Annotated in this window: 15 protein-coding genes; 9 read left to right on the top strand and 6 right to left on the bottom strand. The window is 73.4% G+C overall.

Features of this window, described 5'->3' with window-relative positions; genetic code table 11:
* The 3 genes from ACZ66Z_RS36205 to cutA all read left to right on the top strand — a co-directional run.
* Positions 1 to 343 (top strand): ATP-binding cassette domain-containing protein (locus ACZ66Z_RS36205; protein WP_469940205.1); only part of this gene is annotated, 343 nt, incomplete at its 5' end.
* Positions 340 to 2244 (top strand): ABC transporter ATP-binding protein, encoded by a 1905-nt coding sequence (locus ACZ66Z_RS36200; RefSeq protein ID WP_469940203.1) that lies wholly within the window; start codon positions 340 to 342, stop codon positions 2242 to 2244. The genes ACZ66Z_RS36205 and ACZ66Z_RS36200, both read left to right, overlap by 4 nt.
* The gene (gene cutA, locus ACZ66Z_RS36195) at positions 2241 to 2960 is read left to right on the top strand and encodes a divalent cation tolerance protein CutA (protein WP_469940201.1); all 720 of its coding nucleotides are present in this window, start codon (positions 2241 to 2243) and stop codon (positions 2958 to 2960) included. The genes ACZ66Z_RS36200 and cutA overlap by 4 nt, the downstream gene beginning before the upstream one ends.
* Here the strand turns inward: cutA and ACZ66Z_RS36190 are convergent.
* The 3 genes from ACZ66Z_RS36190 to ACZ66Z_RS36180 all read right to left on the bottom strand — a co-directional run bounded on the left by ACZ66Z_RS36190 (position 2947) and on the right by ACZ66Z_RS36180 (position 6642).
* Positions 2947 to 5052, bottom strand: coding sequence for a molybdopterin oxidoreductase family protein (locus tag ACZ66Z_RS36190; protein WP_469940200.1), 2106 nt, complete (start codon positions 5050 to 5052; stop codon positions 2947 to 2949). The two genes, cutA and ACZ66Z_RS36190, sit on opposite strands and share 14 nt — an antisense overlap.
* Before the next feature lie 146 nt (positions 5053 to 5198).
* Positions 5199 to 5882 carry a SanA/YdcF family protein gene (locus tag ACZ66Z_RS36185; protein WP_469940198.1) on the bottom strand — a complete coding sequence of 228 codons (684 nt, stop codon included), beginning with the start codon at positions 5880 to 5882 and terminating at the stop codon, positions 5199 to 5201.
* A gap of 37 nt (positions 5883 to 5919) precedes the next feature.
* Positions 5920 to 6642 (bottom strand): aquaporin, encoded by a 723-nt coding sequence (locus tag ACZ66Z_RS36180; protein WP_469940196.1) that lies wholly within the window; start codon positions 6640 to 6642, stop codon positions 5920 to 5922.
* Between the two features lie 76 nt (positions 6643 to 6718).
* Between ACZ66Z_RS36180 and ACZ66Z_RS36175 the strand changes: the two genes are divergently transcribed.
* Positions 6719 to 7180 (top strand): GNAT family N-acetyltransferase, encoded by a 462-nt coding sequence (locus ACZ66Z_RS36175; protein ID WP_469940194.1) that lies wholly within the window; start codon positions 6719 to 6721, stop codon positions 7178 to 7180.
* 60 nt (positions 7181 to 7240) lie between these two features.
* On the opposite strand, the gene ACZ66Z_RS36170 is transcribed toward ACZ66Z_RS36175, so the two are convergent.
* The gene (locus ACZ66Z_RS36170) at positions 7241 to 8074 is read right to left on the bottom strand and encodes a class II glutamine amidotransferase (RefSeq protein WP_469940193.1); all 834 of its coding nucleotides are present in this window, start codon (positions 8072 to 8074) and stop codon (positions 7241 to 7243) included.
* Positions 8075 to 8404: 330 nt separating this feature from the next.
* Between ACZ66Z_RS36170 and ACZ66Z_RS36165 the strand changes: the two genes are divergently transcribed.
* From ACZ66Z_RS36165 to ACZ66Z_RS36145, 5 genes are all read left to right on the top strand, one after another.
* Positions 8405 to 9217: a sirohydrochlorin chelatase gene (locus ACZ66Z_RS36165; protein WP_469940192.1), complete on the top strand. Its 813-nt coding sequence runs from the start codon at positions 8405 to 8407 to the stop codon at positions 9215 to 9217.
* Positions 9218 to 9252: 35 nt separating this feature from the next.
* Positions 9253 to 10569, top strand: a complete 1317-nt coding sequence (locus tag ACZ66Z_RS36160; protein WP_469940190.1) for a deoxyguanosinetriphosphate triphosphohydrolase — start codon at positions 9253 to 9255, stop codon at positions 10567 to 10569.
* 126 nt (positions 10570 to 10695) lie between these two features.
* Positions 10696 to 11955, top strand: coding sequence for an NAD(P)/FAD-dependent oxidoreductase (locus tag ACZ66Z_RS36155; RefSeq protein WP_469940188.1), 1260 nt, complete (start codon positions 10696 to 10698; stop codon positions 11953 to 11955).
* Positions 11956 to 11984: 29 nt separating this feature from the next.
* Positions 11985 to 13874 (top strand): DNA primase, encoded by a 1890-nt coding sequence (gene dnaG / locus ACZ66Z_RS36150; protein WP_469940186.1) that lies wholly within the window; start codon positions 11985 to 11987, stop codon positions 13872 to 13874.
* Between the two features lie 57 nt (positions 13875 to 13931).
* Complete coding sequence (locus ACZ66Z_RS36145; RefSeq protein WP_469940185.1) at positions 13932 to 15011, top strand: RNA polymerase sigma factor; 1080 nt, start codon at positions 13932 to 13934, stop codon at positions 15009 to 15011.
* Between the two features lie 185 nt (positions 15012 to 15196).
* Here the strand turns inward: ACZ66Z_RS36145 and ACZ66Z_RS36140 are convergent, their stop codons facing one another.
* Both ACZ66Z_RS36140 and ACZ66Z_RS36135 read right to left on the bottom strand, forming a co-directional pair.
* Positions 15197 to 17122 carry an ABC transporter ATP-binding protein gene (locus tag ACZ66Z_RS36140; protein ID WP_469940183.1) on the bottom strand — a complete coding sequence of 642 codons (1926 nt, stop codon included), beginning with the start codon at positions 17120 to 17122 and terminating at the stop codon, positions 15197 to 15199.
* Positions 17122 to 17464 (bottom strand): ATP-binding cassette domain-containing protein (locus tag ACZ66Z_RS36135; RefSeq protein WP_469940182.1); only part of this gene is annotated, 343 nt, incomplete at its 5' end. The genes ACZ66Z_RS36140 and ACZ66Z_RS36135, both read right to left, overlap by 1 nt.

Raw genomic sequence — 17464 nt, 5'->3', positions numbered from 1 at the left:
CGTCTCCCAGGGCGGCGCCAACTTCTCGGGCGGCCAGCGCCAGCGCCTCGCCATCGCCCGCGTGCTCGTCGCCCGCCCCCGCCTCTACCTCTTCGACGACTCCTTCTCCGCCCTCGACCCCCGCACCGACGCCCGGCTCCGCGCCGCCCTGCGCGAGGAGACCGCCGACGCGACCGTCGTCGTCGTCGCCCAGCGCGTCTCCACCATCCGGCACGCCGACCGGATCGTCGTCCTCGACCGGGGCCGGACCGTCGGCACCGGCACCCACACGTCCCTCATGCGGGACAACCCCACCTACCGGGAGATCGTCCTCTCCCAGCTCACCGAGGAGGAAGCCGCATGAGCACGGCGACCGCGCCCCGGGCCACCGGCCCCGACGCCCGTACCGGCACCGCCCCCGGCCCCGCGAAGGCCCCCGCCCGCACCGGCCCCCCGCCCCAGCGCGGCCCCGGCCTCGCCACCCCCTCCCTCGAACGCTCCCTCTCCTTCCGCTCCTCCGGCCTCCGCCTGCTGCGCACCCTCGCCCCCGACCGGGCCCTGCTGCTCGCCGTCCTCGCCGCCGGCGCCGCCGCCGTCTCCCTCTCCGTCCTCGGCCCCCTGCTCCTCGGCCGCGCCACCGACCTCGTCGTCACCGGAGCCACCGGTCCCGCCGGTGTCGACTTCGCGGCCGTCGGCCGGATCCTCGCCCTCTCCGTCGTCGTCGTCACCGGCTCGTCCGCCCTCACCTGGGTCCAGCTGCGGATCGCCACCGGCGTCGTCCAGCGGGCCGGGCACCGACTCCGCGAACGGGCCCAGCGCAAACTGGCCCGACTGCCCCTCGCCCACCTCGACGGGCAACCGCGCGGCGAGGTCCTCTCCCGCACCACGAACGACATCGACAACATCACCCAGACCCTCCAGCAGGCCTTCAGCCAGATGACGCGCGCCCTGCTCACCCTGGCCGGCGTCCTCGTGATGATGTTCTGGATCTCCCCGGTGCTCGCCCTCGTCGCCCTCGCCACCGTGCCCGTCTCGATCGCCGTCGCCGCCTTCGTCGGCAAGCGCGCCCAGCCCCAGTTCGTGGAGCAGTGGGCCGTCACCGGCCGGCTCGGCAGCCACGTCGAGGAGATGATCACCGGCCACACCGAGGTCGTCGCCTTCGGCCGCCGCGCCGAGGCCGTGCGCCGCTTCGACGAGCTCGGCGAGGAGCTCCACCGGGCGAGCTTCCGCGCCCAGTTCGTCTCCGGCTTCATCCAGCCCGCCCTGACCCTCGTCGGCAACCTCACCTACGTCGCCGTCGCCGTCGTCGGCGGACTGCGGGTGGCGAGCGGCACCCTCTCCGTCGGCGACGTGCAGGCCTTCATCCAGTACTCGTACGACTTCAACGGCCCCGTCACCCAGGTCGCCGCCATGGCCAACCTCCTCCAGTCCGGCGTGGCCTCCGCCGAGCGGGTCTTCGACCTCCTCGACGCCGAGGAGGAGTCCCCGGAGCCCGCCGCGCCGCGCAGGCCCGCCGAACTCCGCGGCCGGGTCTCCTTCGAGGGGGTCGCCTTCCGCTACGAGGACGGCGAGCCGCTCATCGAGGACCTGTCCCTCACGGTGGAACCGGGACAGACCGTCGCCATCGTCGGCCCCACCGGCGCCGGCAAGACGACCCTGGTCAACCTGCTCATGCGCTTCCACGAGGTGACGGGCGGCCGGATCACCCTCGACGGCGTCGACACCGCCGCGATGACCCGGGAGGAGCTGCGCTCCGCCACCGGCATGGTCCTCCAGGACACCTGGCTCTTCGGCGGCACCATCGCCGACAACATCGCCTACGGGGCGCCCGGAGAGGTCTCCCGCGAGCGGATCGTCGCCGCCGCGCGGGCCGCCCGCGCCGACCGGTTCGTCCGCACCCTGCCCGACGGGTACGACACCGTCCTCGACGAGGACGGCGACGGCCTCAGCGCCGGCGAGAAGCAGCTGATCACCCTCGCCCGCGCGTTCCTCGCCGAGCCGGTGGTCCTCGTCCTCGACGAGGCCACCAGCTCCGTCGACACCCGCACCGAGCTCCTCGTCCAGCAGGCCATGACCTCCCTGCGGGCCGGCCGCACCAGCTTCGTCGTCGCCCACCGGCTCTCCACGATCCGGGACGCGGACGTGATCCTGGTGATGGAGGACGGCTCGATCGCCGAGCAGGGCACCCACGAGGAACTCCTCGCCGCCGACGGGGCCTACGCCCGGCTGCACGCCGCCCAGTTCGCCCGTACGGTGGAGACGTGATCGTCACCGTCCGCACCACCACCGACGCGCGCGCCAAGGCCGACGCCCTGGCGCGCGGCGCCGTCGAGGCCCGGCTCGCCGCCTGCGCGCAGATCTCGGGGCCCGTCACCTCCGTCTTCCACTGGCGGGGCGCGATCGAGGCCTCCGAGGAGTGGGAGGTGGTGTTCAAGACCACCGAGGCCCGCTACCAGGCCCTGGAGGCGCACCTCCTCGCCGCCCACGACTACGAGACGCCCGAGATCCTCGCCACCCGGGTGACCCGGGTCAGCGAGGGCTACGCCCACTGGGTCGAGCAGGAGACCCGTGCGGCCGGGGCGATCGAGGCGCCGGCGCCCGACGAGCGGCCGTTCTTCGTGTACGGGACGCTGCGCCCGGGCGCGCACAACCACGACCGCTTCCTCGCCGGCCGCATCGGCACCGAGGCGGACGCCGTGCTGGACGGGGCGGTCCTGCACGACGGGCCGGGCAGTCCGTACGTCGTCCCGGCGGAGAAGGGCCGGGTGGTCGGCACGCTTCTCACGCCCGCGCCCGGCGCGTACGGCGAACTGTTCGGCCTGCTCGACCGCCTGGAGCTGCCCGTCGGGTACGAGCGGGCGGTGAGGGAGGTCGTACGGGTGCGGGACGGGGCGCGGGTGTCCGCCTGGGTGTTCCTGGCGACCCCGGACGCGCCCCTCGGCCCGGTCATCGAGAGCGGCGACTGGTTCAGCCGGTCGTAGCGTTCCCGGGAGCGACGGGCTCCAGGCGCACCGCGCACACCTTGAACTCGGGCATCCGCGAGACCGGGTCGAGCGCCGGGTTCACCAGCGTGTTGGCCCGCCCCTCCCCGTACCAGTGGAAGGGCATGAAGACGGTGTCCGGCCGGATCGCCGTCGTGATCCGCGCCGGGGCGACGGCCCGCCCGCGCCGCGAGACCACCGCGAGCGCCTCGCCCTCGGCGACCCCGAGCCGCTCGGCGAGCCGGGGGTGGAGCTCCACGAAGGGGCCGGGCGCCGCCGCGTTCAACTCCTCGACCCGCCGGGTCTGCGCCCCCGACTGGTACTGGGACACGACGCGGCCGGTGGTCAGCACGACCGGGTAGTCGGCGTCCGTCTCCTCGGCCGCGGCCCGGTGCACCACCGGCACGAACCGGGCCCGCCCGTCCGCCGTCGCGAACCGCTCCAGGAAGAGGCGCGGGGTGCCCGCGTGGTCCTCGTCCGGACACGGCCAGAACACGCCCTGCTCCTCCTCGATCCGCCGGTAGCTGATGCCCGCGTAGTCGGCGGGCCCGCCGGCCGAGGCGCGGCGCAGCTCCTCGAAGACCTCCTCCGGGTCGGACGGGAAGCCCTTCTCCCAGCCGAGCAGCCCGGCCAGCCCGTGCAGCACCTCCAGGTCGCTGCGGACGCCCCCGGGCGGGGCGAGGGCGCGGCGGCGCAGCAGCACCCTGCCCTCCAGGTTGGTCATGGTGCCGGTCTCCTCCGCCCACTGGGTCACGGGCAGGACGACGTCGGCGAGTTCGGCGGTCTCCGAGAGCACCACGTCCGCGACGGCGAGGAAGTCGAGCGAGCGCAGCCGCTCCTCGACGTGTGCGGCGTGCGGCGCCGACACCACCGGGTTGGAGCCCATGAGGAGCAGCGACTTCACCTCGCCGCCGAGCGCGTCGAGCAGCTCGTACGCGCTCCGTCCGGGCCCCGGCAGCGACTCCGGCGCGACGCCCCACACCCCGGCGACGTGCGCGCGGGCGGCCGGGTCGTCGAGCTTGCGGTAGCCGGGCAGCTGGTCGGCCTTCTGGCCGTGCTCGCGGCCGCCCTGGCCGTTGCCCTGGCCGGTGAGGCAGCCGTAGCCGTTCAGCGGCCGGCCGGCCCGGCCGGTGGCGAGGCAGAGGTTGATCCAGGCGCCGACGGTGTCGGTGCCCTTGGACTGCTGTTCGGGGCCGCGCGCGGTCAGCACCATGGCGTTCTCGGCGTCGCAGAACATCGCGACGGCCTCCCGCAGCCGGGGCACGGGCACGCCGGTGATCCGCTCGACCTGCTCGGGCCAGTGGGACATGGCCCCGGCGCGGGCCGCCGCCCAGCCGTCGGTGCGCTCCTCGACGAACGCCTCGTCCACCCGTCCTTCGGCCACCACCAGGTGCAGCATGCCGAGGGCGAGCGCCAGGTCGGTGCCGGGGCGCGGAGCGAGGTGCAGATCGGCCTGCTCGGCGGTGCGGGTGCGGCGCGGGTCGACGACGATCAGCCGGCCGCCGTTCTCCTTCAGCTCGGTGAGGTAGCGCAGGGCGGGCGGCATGGTCTCGGCGAGGTTGGAGCCGACCAGGATCACGCAGCCCGTCCTCGGGACGTCCTCCAGGGGGAAGGGGAGTCCCCGGTCGAGGCCGAAGGCCCGCTGGTGCGCGGCGGCGGCCGAGGACATGCAGAAGCGGCCGTTGTAGTCGATCTGCGAGGTGGAGAGGACGAGCCGGGCGAACTTTCCCAGCGCGTACGCCTTCTCGTTGGTGAGGCCGCCGCCACCGAAGACCCCCACGGCGTCGGGACCGTGGTCGGCGCGGGTCCGGCGGAGACCGTCGGCGACGGCGGAGAGGGCCTCCTCCCAGGTCGCGGGCTCCAGGGCCCCCGTGTCAGGGCGCCGGACCAGGGGCTCGGTGAGCCGGACCCGGGAGGAGAGCACGGAGGGGGCGGTGCGGCCCTTGCCGCACAGCGCGCCCCGGTTGACGGGGAAGTCGGTCCGCTCGACCACCTCGGCGGGCAGCTCCGGCGTGCCGGTGGGGCGGAGCGACATGCCGCACTGCAGGGCGCAGTAGGGGCAGTGGGTGGGGACGGTGGCGGCGTCGGACATGCGGCCAGCATGCGTCCGGCGTGTTACGCGGGGCGGCGCGGCGTATTACGGCCGCGGTGCGATGCGCTCCGCGGAGCGGCCCGCACGGGGTGAGGCGGGCCCCGGACCGGGGACGGGGCGCGGACCGGGGACGGGGCGCGGGAGGCCTACTTCCGGGGGGACGCCAGTGCCTCCGTGACGCCCTTCTCCCGCGGGCCCAGGAAGCGCGGGTCGGGGCGCAGGCCGGCGTCGAGGGCGGCCTTGCCCGCCGCGAAGATCTCGCGGGTGGTGCCGTAGTACCAGGTGCGGTCGTGGGGTTCGGGGACCCCGACCCCGTACGCGTCGACGCCCGCCCGGCCGCACAGCGCGACGGCCCGCTTGATGTGGAAGTCCTGGGTGACGAGGACGGCCCGGTCGACGCCGAAGACCTTCCGGGCGCGGACGCAGGAGTCCCAGGTGTCGAAGCCCGCGTAGTCGCTGACGATCCGCCCGCCCGGCACCCCGCGCGCGGTGAGGTAGGTGCGCATGGCGCTCGGCTCGTCGTACGCGGTCCGGCTGTTGTCGCCGGTGACGAGGAGGACCCGGACCTTGCCCGCGCGGTACAGCTCGGCGGCGGTGTCGAGGCGGTGCGCGAGGTACGGGGTGGGCCGTCCCTTCCACAGGCCGGCGCCGAAGACGACGCCGACGTCCCGGGCGGGCACGTCGGCGACGGTGCGGAGCCGGGGCTCGGCGGCCGTCTGCATCCAGGTGGCCGGGGCGAGCGCGAGGACGGCGCCCAGCATCACGGCCTGGACGGTGCGGCGGCGGGCCCGGGTGGTGCGGGGGACCAACCGGGTGAGCCGTGCCGGCATGCGGAAACCTCCGGGGGCGGGGAGCGGTGTCGGTCTGTCACCCGGTCCGACGCGCTTCGGCGGCGTTCGGTTCGCCGGACGGCCGGTCTGTTCCGTAGAGCACACCGGCGAGGCCCATCCCGAGCAGCATGCCGAGCAGCTGCGCGGCGGCGAAGGCGGGCACGGAGGCGGGGGCGATGCCGGTGAAGGAGTCGGAGAACGCCCGGCCCAGCGTGGCCGCCGGATTGGCGAAGGAGCCGGAGGAGGTGAACCAGATCGCCGCGCCGATGTAGCCGGCGACCGCGACGGGCGCGAGGGCGGGGCGGCCGGTGTGGTGCAGGCCCCGGACGACGAGGACGAGCCCGGCGGTGGCGACGGCCTCGCCGAGGAGGAGGTGGAGCGCGGCGCGCGGCTCGGTGGCCCAGGAGCCGGGCGTCCGCCCGAACATCACCTCGGCGAGCAGGGCGCCGGTGACGGCTCCGGACAGCTGGGCGGCGATGTAGGCGAGGACCTCGCGCCCCTTGCCCTCGCGGCGTCGGGACCACCACTCGGAGAGCGTCACGACGGGGTTGAAGTGGGCTCCGGAGAGCGGGCCGATGAGGGCGATCAGCAGGCCGAGGCCGAGGGCGGACGCGGCGGCGTTGGCGAGCAGCCGGACGCCGGTGTCCTGGCTCAGGGAGTCGGCGCGGATGCCGGAGCCGACGACGACGGCGACGAGGGCGGCGGTGCCGATGAACTCGGCTGCGGCGCGCCGGGGGAGCGCGGGCGGGGACATTCTCATAACGGAAAAGATATTCCGTGATTCGGAAGGAAAAAAGGGGAGAGGGGAGGGGCGGGGCCCGCGTACGATCCGAGCCGTGAAGATCGACTCCCTCGCCCTCCGCCGCGCGGTCGACTCCGATGCCGCCGCGGTGGCCGAGGTGTGGCTGCGCTCCCGTGCGGCAGCCCTTCCGGACGTGCGCCGAGCCCACACGGACGAACAGGTCAGGTCCTGGATCAGGCACGTGGTCGTGCCCGGCCAGGAGACCTGGGTGGCCACGGCCGACGGCTCGGTCGTCGCCGTGATGGTGCTGGACGACGAGGAGCTGGACCAGCTCTACGTCGATCCGCCGTGGCGCGGCCACGGCATCGGCGACCGTCTCGTGGAGCTGGCGAAGCAGCGCCGCGCGACCGGTCTCCACCTGTGGACGTTCCAGGTCAACGCCCCGGCGCGACGTTTCTACGAACGGCACGGCTTCGTGGAGGCCGAGCGCACGGACGGCACGCGCAACGAGGAACGGGAACCGGACGTCCGCTACGTCTGGCACCCCGCGCACTGACCCGTCGGCACGGAACGGTCCCGGGCGGGCGCCGGTCCCGTGGTGCGGCCCGGACCGCCGTCACGCCGCCGCGGGGGCGAACCGGTGGAGTTCGTCGGTGCCGGGCTGCACGACGCCGTAGCTGCTCTCCGGGACCTCGTTCCAGGCGCCGGGCAGGTCGCCGAGGGGCTCGGAGACGACGAGACGGGTCTCGTCGGAGATGTCCTGCAGGAAGGCCACGTCGGGATGGAGCCTGCGCAGCGACTCCACCCGGCTGCTGTAGAACAGCGAGCGGGAGGCGTGCGCGCTGGAGTAGCGGAAGGCCCAGAGGCGCTCGCCGTCGGTGAGGGCGATCGTCATCTGGAGGGGGAACTCCACCCCGTGCTCGTGGCCGATCCGTTCCACGACGCCCGCCATCCGCGCCACGGCGGCGGGCGGGTCCTGGTCCAGGCCGAAGGTGAGGGCCAGGTAGAACATCGCCTCGGAGTCCGTCGTGCCCTCCATGTCGAGGTAGAGCGCGGGGTCGACGAGCAGGGCGAGGTCGCGGCGCATGAGGTGGAAGCCGGCGATGGCGCCGTTGTGCATGAACATCCAGCGGCCGTGCCGGAACGGGTGGCAGTTCGACTGCTGCACCGCCGTCCCGGTCGACGCCCGGATGTGGGCGAAGAACAGCGGGGAGCGGACGTGGTCCGCCAACTCCCGCAGGTTGCGGTTGTTCCAGGCGGGGCCCACGTCCCTCATCAGCGCCGGGGTCTCGTCGTGCTCCGAGTACCAGCCGACGCCGAATCCGTCGCCGTTGGTGGTCTCCACGCCGAGCTTGGAGTGCAGGCTCTGGTCGATCAGGGAGTGGGCCGGCTTGTACAGGAGGGTGTCGAGCAACACCGGCGTTCCCGAATACGCGAGCCATCGACACATGCGCGATCACCTGAATCCCTGCCGGGTCCACGGGCGCCGTCGCGCACGCCGTCCGGCCCTCCCATTCTCGGCGCCCTCCCCGCGGGGCGCCACATCGGCGCCGGCGCACGCCGTCCGGCCCCGCGGGGCACGCGCGAAGACCCGTCACGCGCCGGAAACGGCGAGGCAACGCGGGCCCGTCAGGATCGGCACACGACGGAGCCGGACAGCGCGTTCGCCGGTGCCGCCGGGCCGCCGGGAGGGATCGCCGGACAGCTCGGGGACCCATCGGACCGGGTGCGTCCGTACGGCCGTCGGCAGCGGAAGCACGACGAGGAGGTATGCCCGCCGATGAACGTTCCCGCCCGTGCCGGACAGAGCCGCACCGTGCCCGCCACCACTGCTCCCGTGCCCGCCACCGCCGTGCCCGCGCCCGACCCCGTCCTCGTCGCCGTGGGCCACGGCAGCCGCGACCCCCGGGCCCGGGCCGCCCTGGCCCGCCTCCTCGACCGGGTCCGCGAGCTGCGCCCGGGGCTCGACGCGCGCCTCGCCCACATCGAGCTGAACGCCCCGCTGCTCGACGACGCCCTCGCCGAGCTCGCCGCCGACGGCCGGGACGCCGTCCTCGTCCCCCTCCTCTTCGCCCCCGGCCACCACGTCACCCACGACCTGCCCGCCGCCCTGGCCCGCACCCCCGCCCTCCGCGCCCGCGTGGCCGATCCCCTCGGCGCCCACCCCCTCCTCGTCGAGGCCCTCGCCGACCGCCTCGCCGAGGCCGGCTGGACGCCCGGCGACACGGACGCCACCGGCGTCGTCCTCGCCTCCGCCGGCTCCCGCGACCCCCGGTCCGGCGCCGTGATCCGCCGGATCGCCACCCTCCTCGGCGAGCGCCTCGGAGGCGTCCCCGTCGTCCCCGCGTACGCCTCCGCCGCCGCGCCCACCGTGCCCGACGCCGTCCGCGCGCTCACCGCCCGTGGCCGGCACCGGGTCGCCGTCGCCTCCTGCTTCACCGCCCCCGGTCTCTTCGCGACCCGCGCCGCCGCCGGCGCCCCCTGGGTCGCGGCGGCCCCGCTGGGCGCCCACCCGGCCCTCGTCCGCCTGGTCCTGCACCGCTACGACCAGGCCCGCACCCCCCTTCCCGCTCGGGAACTCGCCGCCGTCTGAGCCCTTCTGTCGGTCCCTCCGGTTACCTTCGACGCATGGCAGGCATCGAGGACACCAAGGACAGCGCAGACATCACCGACACCCCCGGATACGACGAGACCGCGACCCAGCGCTGGGCGACCGAGCCCGACAAGCGCCCCGGACGCACCGCCTTCCAGCGCGACCGCGCCCGCGTGCTGCACTCCGCCGCGCTCCGCAGGCTCGCCGGCAAGACGCAGGTCGTCACCCCCGGCACCCGGACCCACGCCTGGGACGCCAGCCCCCGCACCCGGCTCACGCACTCCCTGGAGTGCGCCCAGGTCGGCCGGGAGCTGGGCGCGGCCCTCGGCTGCGATCCCGATCTCGTCGAGGCCGCCTGCCTCTCCCACGACATGGGCCACCCGCCCTTCGGGCACAACGGCGAGCAGGCGCTCAACGACGTCGCCGAGGACTGCGGCGGCTTCGAGGGGAACGCCCAGTCGCTCCGCCTCCTCACCCGCATCGAGCCGAAGCGCTTCGTGGAGGACGCCGACGGGGACCTCGTCAGCGTGGGGCTGAACCTCACCCGCGCCGCCCTCGACGCCGCCACCAAGTACCCGTGGGCGCGCGGCGGCCACCCCGAGGACCCCGGCTCGCCGAAGTTCGGCGTGTACGAGGACGACCTGCCCGTCTTCGAGTGGATCCGGCAGGGCGCCCCCGCCCACCGCAAGTGCTTCGAGGCCCAGGTCATGGACTGGTCCGACGACGTGGCCTACTCCGTCCACGACTTCGAGGACGGACTGCACGCCGGGCACATCGACCCGAACATGCTCCTCGCCGAGCCCGAGCGCGCCGACATCTGGACGGTCGCCATCGGCCGCTACGTACCGGAGGACACCGACCCGCAGGAGCTCGCCGAGGCCCTCGACCGCCTCGTCGACCAGGAGTGGTGGCCGCACGGCTACGACGGCTCGGCCGTCGCCCAGGCCCGCCTCAAGGACGCCACCAGCCAGCTCATCGGCCGCTTCTGCCTCGCCGCCGAGGGCGCCACCCGGCAGGCCCACGGCTCCGGCCGCCTCACCCGGTACGGGGCCGAGCTGGTCGTCCCCCGCACCACCCGCAACGAGTGCGCCGTCCTGAAGGCCGTCGCCGACCGGTACGTGATGCAGCGCCCCCAGCAGGAGGCGCTCCGCGCCGACCAGCGCGTCGTCGTCGCCGAGCTCGCCGAGGCCCTCGTCGCCCGCGCCCCCGACGGCCTCGAACCGCAGTTCCGGGCCGCGTTCGACGCGGCCCGCGACGACCGGGCCCGCAAGCGCGTCCTCGTCGACCAGATCGCCGGCCTCACGGACGCCTCCGCCCGGGCCCTCCACGCCCGCCTCCGCGCCCCCCGTTAGGCCGTACAGGCCCTCTTCCGTCGCCCCCCTCCGTACGGGACCCTCGCAGGCACGGCCCGGGGAGGTACGACGGGACGAACACCCGGGGGCGTAGGTTGGAACCGGTCGCAACGAGGAGGAAACGACGTGGTCGACGCAGATCAGACCTTTGTCATCGTCGGCGGGGGCCTGGCAGGGGCCAAAGCGGCGGAGACCCTGCGCGCCGAGGGGTTCAACGGCCGGGTGATCCTCATCGGCGACGAACGCGACCACCCCTACGAGCGCCCACCGCTCTCCAAGGGCTACCTCACCGGCGCCAAGGAGCGCGACGACGCCTTCGTCCACGAGGCCGCCTGGTACGCGGCGAACGACATCGAGCTCCACCTCGGCCAGGCCGTCACCGCCGTCGACCGCGAGGCCCACACCGTCCGCCTCGGCGACGGCACCGTCATCCGCTACGACAAGCTGCTCCTCGCCACCGGCGCCGAGCCGCGCCGCCTCGACGTCCCCGGCACCGAGCTCGCCGGCGTCCACCACCTGCGGCGGCTCGCCCACGCCGACCGGCTCCGCCAGGTCCTCGCCGGCCTCGGCCGGGACAACGGCCACCTGGTGATCGCCGGCGGCGGCTGGATCGGCCTGGAGGTCGCCGCCGCCGCCCGCGGCTACGGCGCCGAGGTCACCGTCGTCGAGGCCGACCCCACCCCGCTGCACCGGGTCCTCGGCCCCGAGCTCGGCCAGCTCTTCGCCGACCTGCACGCCGACCACGGCGTCCGCTTCCACTTCGGCGCCCGGCTCACCGAGATCGTCGGCCAGGACGGCATGGTCCTCGCCGTCCGCACCGACGACGGCGAGGAGCACCCGGCACACGCCGTCCTCGCCGCGATCGGCGCCGCACCCCGCACCGCCCTCGCCGAGAACTCGGGACTCGCCCTCGTCGACCGGGCCGACGGCGGCGGCGTCGCCGTCGACGAGTCCCTGCGCACCTCCGACCCCGACGTCTTCGCCGCCGGCGACGTGGCCGCCGCCCACCACCCGCTGCTGCACACCCGGCTCCGCGTCGAACACTGGGCCAACGCCCTCAACGGCGGCCCGGCCGCAGCCCGCGCCATGCTCGGACAGCGCGTCTCGTACGACCGGGTGCCCTACTTCTTCTCCGACCAGTACGACCTGGGCATGGAGTACTCGGGCTGGGCGCCGCCCGGCACGTACGACCAGGTCGTGGTCCGCGGCGACACCGGCAAGCGCGAGTTCATCGCCTTCTGGCTCAAGGAGGGCCGGGTCCTCGCCGGGATGAACGTGAATGTGTGGGACGTCACAGGCCCGATCCAGGACCTCATCCGCGCCCGCACGGCCGTGGACCCGGAGGCCCTCGCCGACCCCTCCGTGCCCCTGGAGAGCCTGATCTGATCCCCGCCGGTCACCCGTAGACTTCACGCGTGGCAGGCAGGATCAACGATGACGACGTGAAGGCGGTACGGGACGCGGTCCCGATCGACGCCGTCGTGTCCGAGTACCTCCAGCTGCGCAACGCGGGCGGCGGGAACCTCAAGGGCCTCTGCCCCTTCCACGACGAGAAGTCGCCCTCCTTCCAGGTCAGCCCCAGCAAGGGACTCTTCCACTGCTTCGGCTGCCAGGAAGGCGGCGACACCATCGCCTTCGTGATGAAGATCGACCATCTCTCCTTCTCGGAGACGGTCGAGCGCCTCGCCGCGAAGGCGGGCATCACCCTGCGGTACGAGGAGGGCGGCTACAACCCCGGCCACCAGCGCGGCGAACGCATCCGCCTGATCGAGGCCCACAAGGCCGCCGCCGAGTACTACGCCGGCCAGCTCGGCTCCCCCGAGGCCGAGATCGGCCGGAAGTTCCTCGCCGAGCGCGGCTTCGACCAGGCCGCCGCCGAGCACTTCGGCGTCGGCTACTCCCCGGCCGGCTGGGACCACCTCACCCGCTTCCTGCGCGGCAAGGGCTTCTCCGACAAGGAGCTGATCCTCTCCGGCCTCTCCCAGGACGGCCGCCGCGGCCCCATCGACCGCTTCCGCGGCCGCCTCATGTGGCCGATCAAGGACGTCGGCGGCGAGATCGTCGGCTTCGGCGCGCGCAAGCTCCGCGACGACGACAACGGCCCCAAGTACCTCAACACGCCCGAGACGCCGATCTACAAGAAGTCCCAGGTGCTCTACGGCATCGACCTGGCCAAGAAGGACATCGCCAAGATCAGCCGGGCCGTCGTCGTCGAGGGCTACACCGACGTCATGGCCTGCCACCTCGCCGGCGTCACCACCGCCATCGCCACCTGCGGCACCGCCTTCGGCGGCGACCACATCAAGATCCTCCGCCGGCTCCTCATGGACAACGGCTCGGCCCGCGTCATCTTCACCTTCGACGGCGACGCCGCCGGCCAGAAGGCCGCCCTGCGCGCCTTCGAGGACGACCAGAAGTTCGCCGCCGAGACGTACATCGCCATCGCCCCCGACGGCATGGACCCCTGCGACCTCCGCCTGGCCAAGGGCGACGAGGCCGTCGCCGACCTCGTCCAGCCCCGCACCCCGCTCTTCGAGTTCGCCCTCCGCCAGATCGTGACGCGGTACGACCTGGAGACCCCGGCGGGACGCGCCGCCGCCCTCGACGAGGCCGCACCGATCGTCGCGAAGATCAAGAACATCGCCTCCCAGCACGAGGTCGCCGTCCAGCTCGCCGGCATGCTCGGCATCCTCGACACCCAGTTCGTGGTCCGGCGGGTCGCCCAGATCGCCCGATGGCAGCGGCAGGGCGGCGAGCGCGGCCCGAGCCGTCAGCAGTCCCCGCGGACCTACGACACCCCGGCCCCGGCCGCCGTCCCCCCGGGCCCCGCGCTCAACCTGCGCAGCCCCGCCCACCGCACCGAGCGGGAGCTCCTCAAGCTCGCCCTCCAGCGGCCCGAACTGGTCTCCCCGGCCTTCGACGCCTACGGGGTCGACGAGTTCACCGCCCCGCCCTACGCGGCCGTCCGGCAGTGCGTCATGGACGCGGGCGGCGCCACCGGCGCCCCTTCCGACTACCTCGACGCCGTTCGCGAGGCCGCCCCCAACGACTCGGTCCGCGCCCTCGTCACCGAACTCGCCGTCGAGACGATCTTCGCCAAGACCGTCGACGAGGCCTACGCCGGGGACCAGCTCGTCACCGTCCGTCTCCGCGCCGTCGACCGCCGCATCCGCGAGGTCCAGGGCACCCTGGCCCGACTCGGCCCGAACGGCGACCCCGAGCGGCTCGCCGCCGTCCAGAACGAGCTGTGGGTCCTCACCCAGTACGGGCAGTCCCTCCGGAACAACGGCGCCGCGGCCCTCTGACACACGTTCGGTCACGCCCCGGTCTCAAAAAGTCACCGCACGCCCCTCGTGGCGGCGATGTGTCGTACCCCACACTGGGTGACGGTGTCGTTCCGCCCCTCCTGGAGGTCGCCCGCCGTGCAGACCGAGACCCGGACCGTGTCGCAGGAACCGTCCCCCGGCGAGCCGGACGAGCTGCCGGAGACACCCGTCCGGCGCCGCCCCACCGGCGACCTCGGCGGCAACGGCCCCTCCTCCGACCTCTTCCGCCAGTACCTGCGCGAGATCGGCCGCATCCCGCTGCTCAGCGCCGAGGAGGAGGTCGAACTCGCCCGCCGCGTCGAGGCCGGGCTCTTCGCCGAGGAGAAACTCGCCAACACCCCCGACCTGGACACCCGGTTGGCGACCGACCTGGACCGGATCGTCGTCCTCGGCCGGATCGCCAAGCGCAAGCTCATCGAGGCCAACCTCCGCCTCGTCGTCTCCGTCGCCAAACGGTACGTGGGCCGCGGCCTCACCATGCTCGACCTCGTCCAGGAGGGGAACCTCGGCCTCATCAGGGCCGTCGAGAAGTTCGACTACGCGCGGGGCTACAAGTTCTCCACGTACGCCACCTGGTGGATCCGCCAGGCCATGTCCCGGGCCCTCGCCGACCAGGCCCGGACCATCCGCGTCCCCGTGCACGTCGTCGAACTCATCAACCGCGTCATCCGCGTCCAGCGCCACATGCTCCAGGAACGCGGCTACGAACCCACCGCCGAAGAGGTCGCCGCCCAGCTGGACCTGGCCCCCGAACGGGTCGGCGAGGTCCTCCGCCTCGCCCAGGAACCCGTCTCCCTGCACGCCCCCGTCGGCGAGGAGGAGGACGTCGCCCTCGGCGACCTCATCGAGGACGGCGACGCCGCCTCACCCGTCGAGTCCGCCGCCTTCCTGCTGCTCCGCCGCCACCTGGAGGACGTCCTCTCCACCCTCGGCGAACGCGAGCGCAAGGTCGTCCAGCTCCGCTACGGCCTCGACGACGGCAGGCCCCGCACCCTGGAGGAGATAGGCCGGATCTTCGGCGTGACGCGCGAACGCATCCGCCAGATCGAGTCCAAGACCCTCAACAAACTGCGGGACCACGCCTACGCGGACCAGCTGCGGGGCTATCTGGACTAGAAGTCCGCCTCACCGACGGTGAGGGCCCGACGGCCGTCCGCCTGCAGGAGCAGCAGCGCCGCCGTCCCCGCGCTTTCCGATGCCGGCCCACAGGGGGGCCGAAGGCACCCAGGAACCCTCCGTCGTGCGACCCGTGCCGCGCATCATGCGGTACGGGTCGCACGACGGAGAGACGCGGGGGCCGGTCAGTCGACCTCGGCGACCGCCTGCGCGAACTGTGCCGCGTACAACCGGGCGTAGGCCCCGCCGGACGACAACAGCTCCTCGTGCGTGCCCTGTTCGACGATCGAGCCGTTCTCCATCACCAGGATCACGTCCGCGTCCCGGATCGTGGAGAGCCGGTGCGCGATCACGAACGAGGTCCGCCCGGCCGCGAGTCGGGCCATCGCCTTCTGGATGAGGACCTCGGTGCGGGTGTCGACCGAACTGGTCGCCTCGTCCAGGACGAGGATCACCGGATCGGACAGGAACGCCCGCGCGATGGTGATCAGCTGCTTCTCGCCCGCGCTGACCCCCGCCCCGTCGTCCTCGATCACCGTGTCGTACCCCTCCGGCAGGGTCCGGACGAACCGGTCGGCGTGCGCGGCGCGCGCCGCCTCCTCCACCTCGGCCCGGGACACCGGACGCGTGGCGCCGTACGCGATGTTGTCCGCGATGGTGCCGCCGAAGAGCCAGGTGTCCTGGAGGACCATGCCGATGCCCTTCCGCAGCTCCTCGCGGGACATCTTCGCCACGTCCACCCCGTCCAGGGTGATCCGGCCGCCCGTCACCTCGTAGAACCGCATCAGCAGGTTCACCAGGGTCGTCTTGCCGGCACCGGTCGGGCCGACGATCGCGACCGTCTGTCCCGGTTCCACCGTGAGCGACAGGTCCTCGATGAGCGGCTTGTCCTCCTCGTAACGGAAGGAGACGCCCTCCAGGGCCACCTTGCCCTTGAGGTCCAACGGCTTCTCGCTCGTCGGGCCGTCCGGCTCCTGCTCCTCCGCGTCGAGCAGCTCGAAGATCCGCTCCGCCGAGGCGACACCGGACTGCACCAGGTTCGCCATCGACGCGACCTGCGTCAGCGGCATCGAGAACTGGCGCGAGTACTGGATGAAGGCCTGCACGTCACCGATGGACAGGCTGCCGGTCGCCACCCGCAGGCCGCCGACCACGGCCACGAGCACGTAGTTGATGTTCGAGACGAAGAACATCACCGGCTGCATCACACCGCTGTTGAACTGCGCCTTGAACCCGGCCTCGTACAGCGCCTCGTTCTGCTCGCGGAAGTCCTCCGCGGACTCCTCCTGCCGGCCGAAGACCTTCACCAGGGCGTGCCCGGTGTACATCTCCTCCACGTGCGCGTTGAGCGCGCCCGTGGACTTCCACTGCTGCACGAAGTGCGGCTGCGAGCGCTTGCCGATCTTCGCCGCGACGAACACCGAGACCGGCACCGTCACCAGCGCCACCAGCGCGAGCAGCGGCGAGATCCAGAACATCATCCCGAGCACGCCGACGATCGTGAGCAGCGAGTTGATCAGCTGGCCCATCGACTGCTGGAGGGTCTGCGAGATGTTGTCGATGTCGTTGGTCGCCCGGGACAGCACCTCGCCGCGCTTCGCCTTGTCGAAGTACGACAGGGGCAGCCGCGCCAGCTTCGTCTGGACGTCCTCCCGCATCCGGTAGACCGTCCGGTTGATCACCTTGATCGACATGCGGGTGGAGACCAGCATCAGCAGGCCCGCCGCCACGTAGACCGCGAGGACCCACAGCAGGACCCCGCCGACCGCGCCGAAGTCGATGCCCCGACCGGGGGTGAAGTCGACCCCGGACAGCATGTCGGCCATGCCGCCGTCGCCACCGGCGCGGAGCTTCTCCAGGGCCTGCGCCTTCGTGACGCCCTCGGGCATGTTCCGCCCGACGACGCCCGCGAAGATCAGGTCCGTCGCCCTGCCGAGGATCTTCGGCCCGACCACGGAGGCCGCCACCGACAGCACGCCGGCGATCAGCATCAGCCAGAGCGTGCCGCGCTCGGGCGCCAGCTGCTTCAGCAGCCGCTTGCCCGAGTTCTTGAAGTCCATGGACCGCTCACCGGACTGGCCCATCATCATGCGTCCGCCAGGACCGGCCATCAGGCTGCCTCCGCCTCGGTCAGCTGGGAGAGCACGATCTCCCGGTACGTCTCGTTCTCCGCCATCAGCTCACGGTGCCGTCCGGTGCCCACGACCCGGCCCTCGTCGAGGACGACGATCCGGTCGGCGTCCCGGATGGTGGAGACGCGCTGGGCGACGATCACCACCGTCGAGTCCGCCGTCTCCCGGGACAGCGCGGCCCGGAGCAGGGCGTCCGTCTCGTAGTCGAGCGCGGAGAAGGAGTCGTCGAAGAGGTAGATCTCCGGCCGCTGCACGAGCGTCCGCGCGATGGCGAGGCGCTGGCGCTGGCCGCCGGAGACGTTGGTGCCGCCCTGCGCGATC

Source organism: Streptomyces sp. NPDC107498 (assembly GCF_055582805.1).
Note: the sequence above shows the minus strand (reverse complement) of the source record. Positions and strands in the feature narration are given on the sequence as shown.

Bases quoted from the DNA above. Each gene is read 5' to 3' on its own strand.
- ACZ66Z_RS36160 (WP_469940190.1), top strand. From the start codon at position 9,253: ATGGCAGGCATCGAGGACACCAAGGACAGCGCAGACATCACCGACACC.
- ACZ66Z_RS36200 (WP_469940203.1), top strand. From the start codon at position 340: ATGAGCACGGCGACCGCGCCCCGGGCCACCGGCCCCGACGCCCGTACC.
- ACZ66Z_RS36180 (WP_469940196.1), bottom strand. From the start codon at position 6,642: ATGAGAATGTCCCCGCCCGCGCTCCCCCGGCGCGCCGCAGCCGAGTTC.
- ACZ66Z_RS36170 (WP_469940193.1), bottom strand. From the start codon at position 8,074: ATGTGTCGATGGCTCGCGTATTCGGGAACGCCGGTGTTGCTCGACACC.
- ACZ66Z_RS36165 (WP_469940192.1), top strand. From the start codon at position 8,405: ATGAACGTTCCCGCCCGTGCCGGACAGAGCCGCACCGTGCCCGCCACC.
- ACZ66Z_RS36190 (WP_469940200.1), bottom strand. From the start codon at position 5,052: ATGTCCGACGCCGCCACCGTCCCCACCCACTGCCCCTACTGCGCCCTG.
- ACZ66Z_RS36140 (WP_469940183.1), bottom strand. From the start codon at position 17,122: ATGGCCGGTCCTGGCGGACGCATGATGATGGGCCAGTCCGGTGAGCGG.
- ACZ66Z_RS36185 (WP_469940198.1), bottom strand. From the start codon at position 5,882: ATGCCGGCACGGCTCACCCGGTTGGTCCCCCGCACCACCCGGGCCCGC.
- ACZ66Z_RS36145 (WP_469940185.1), top strand. From the start codon at position 13,932: ATGTGTCGTACCCCACACTGGGTGACGGTGTCGTTCCGCCCCTCCTGG.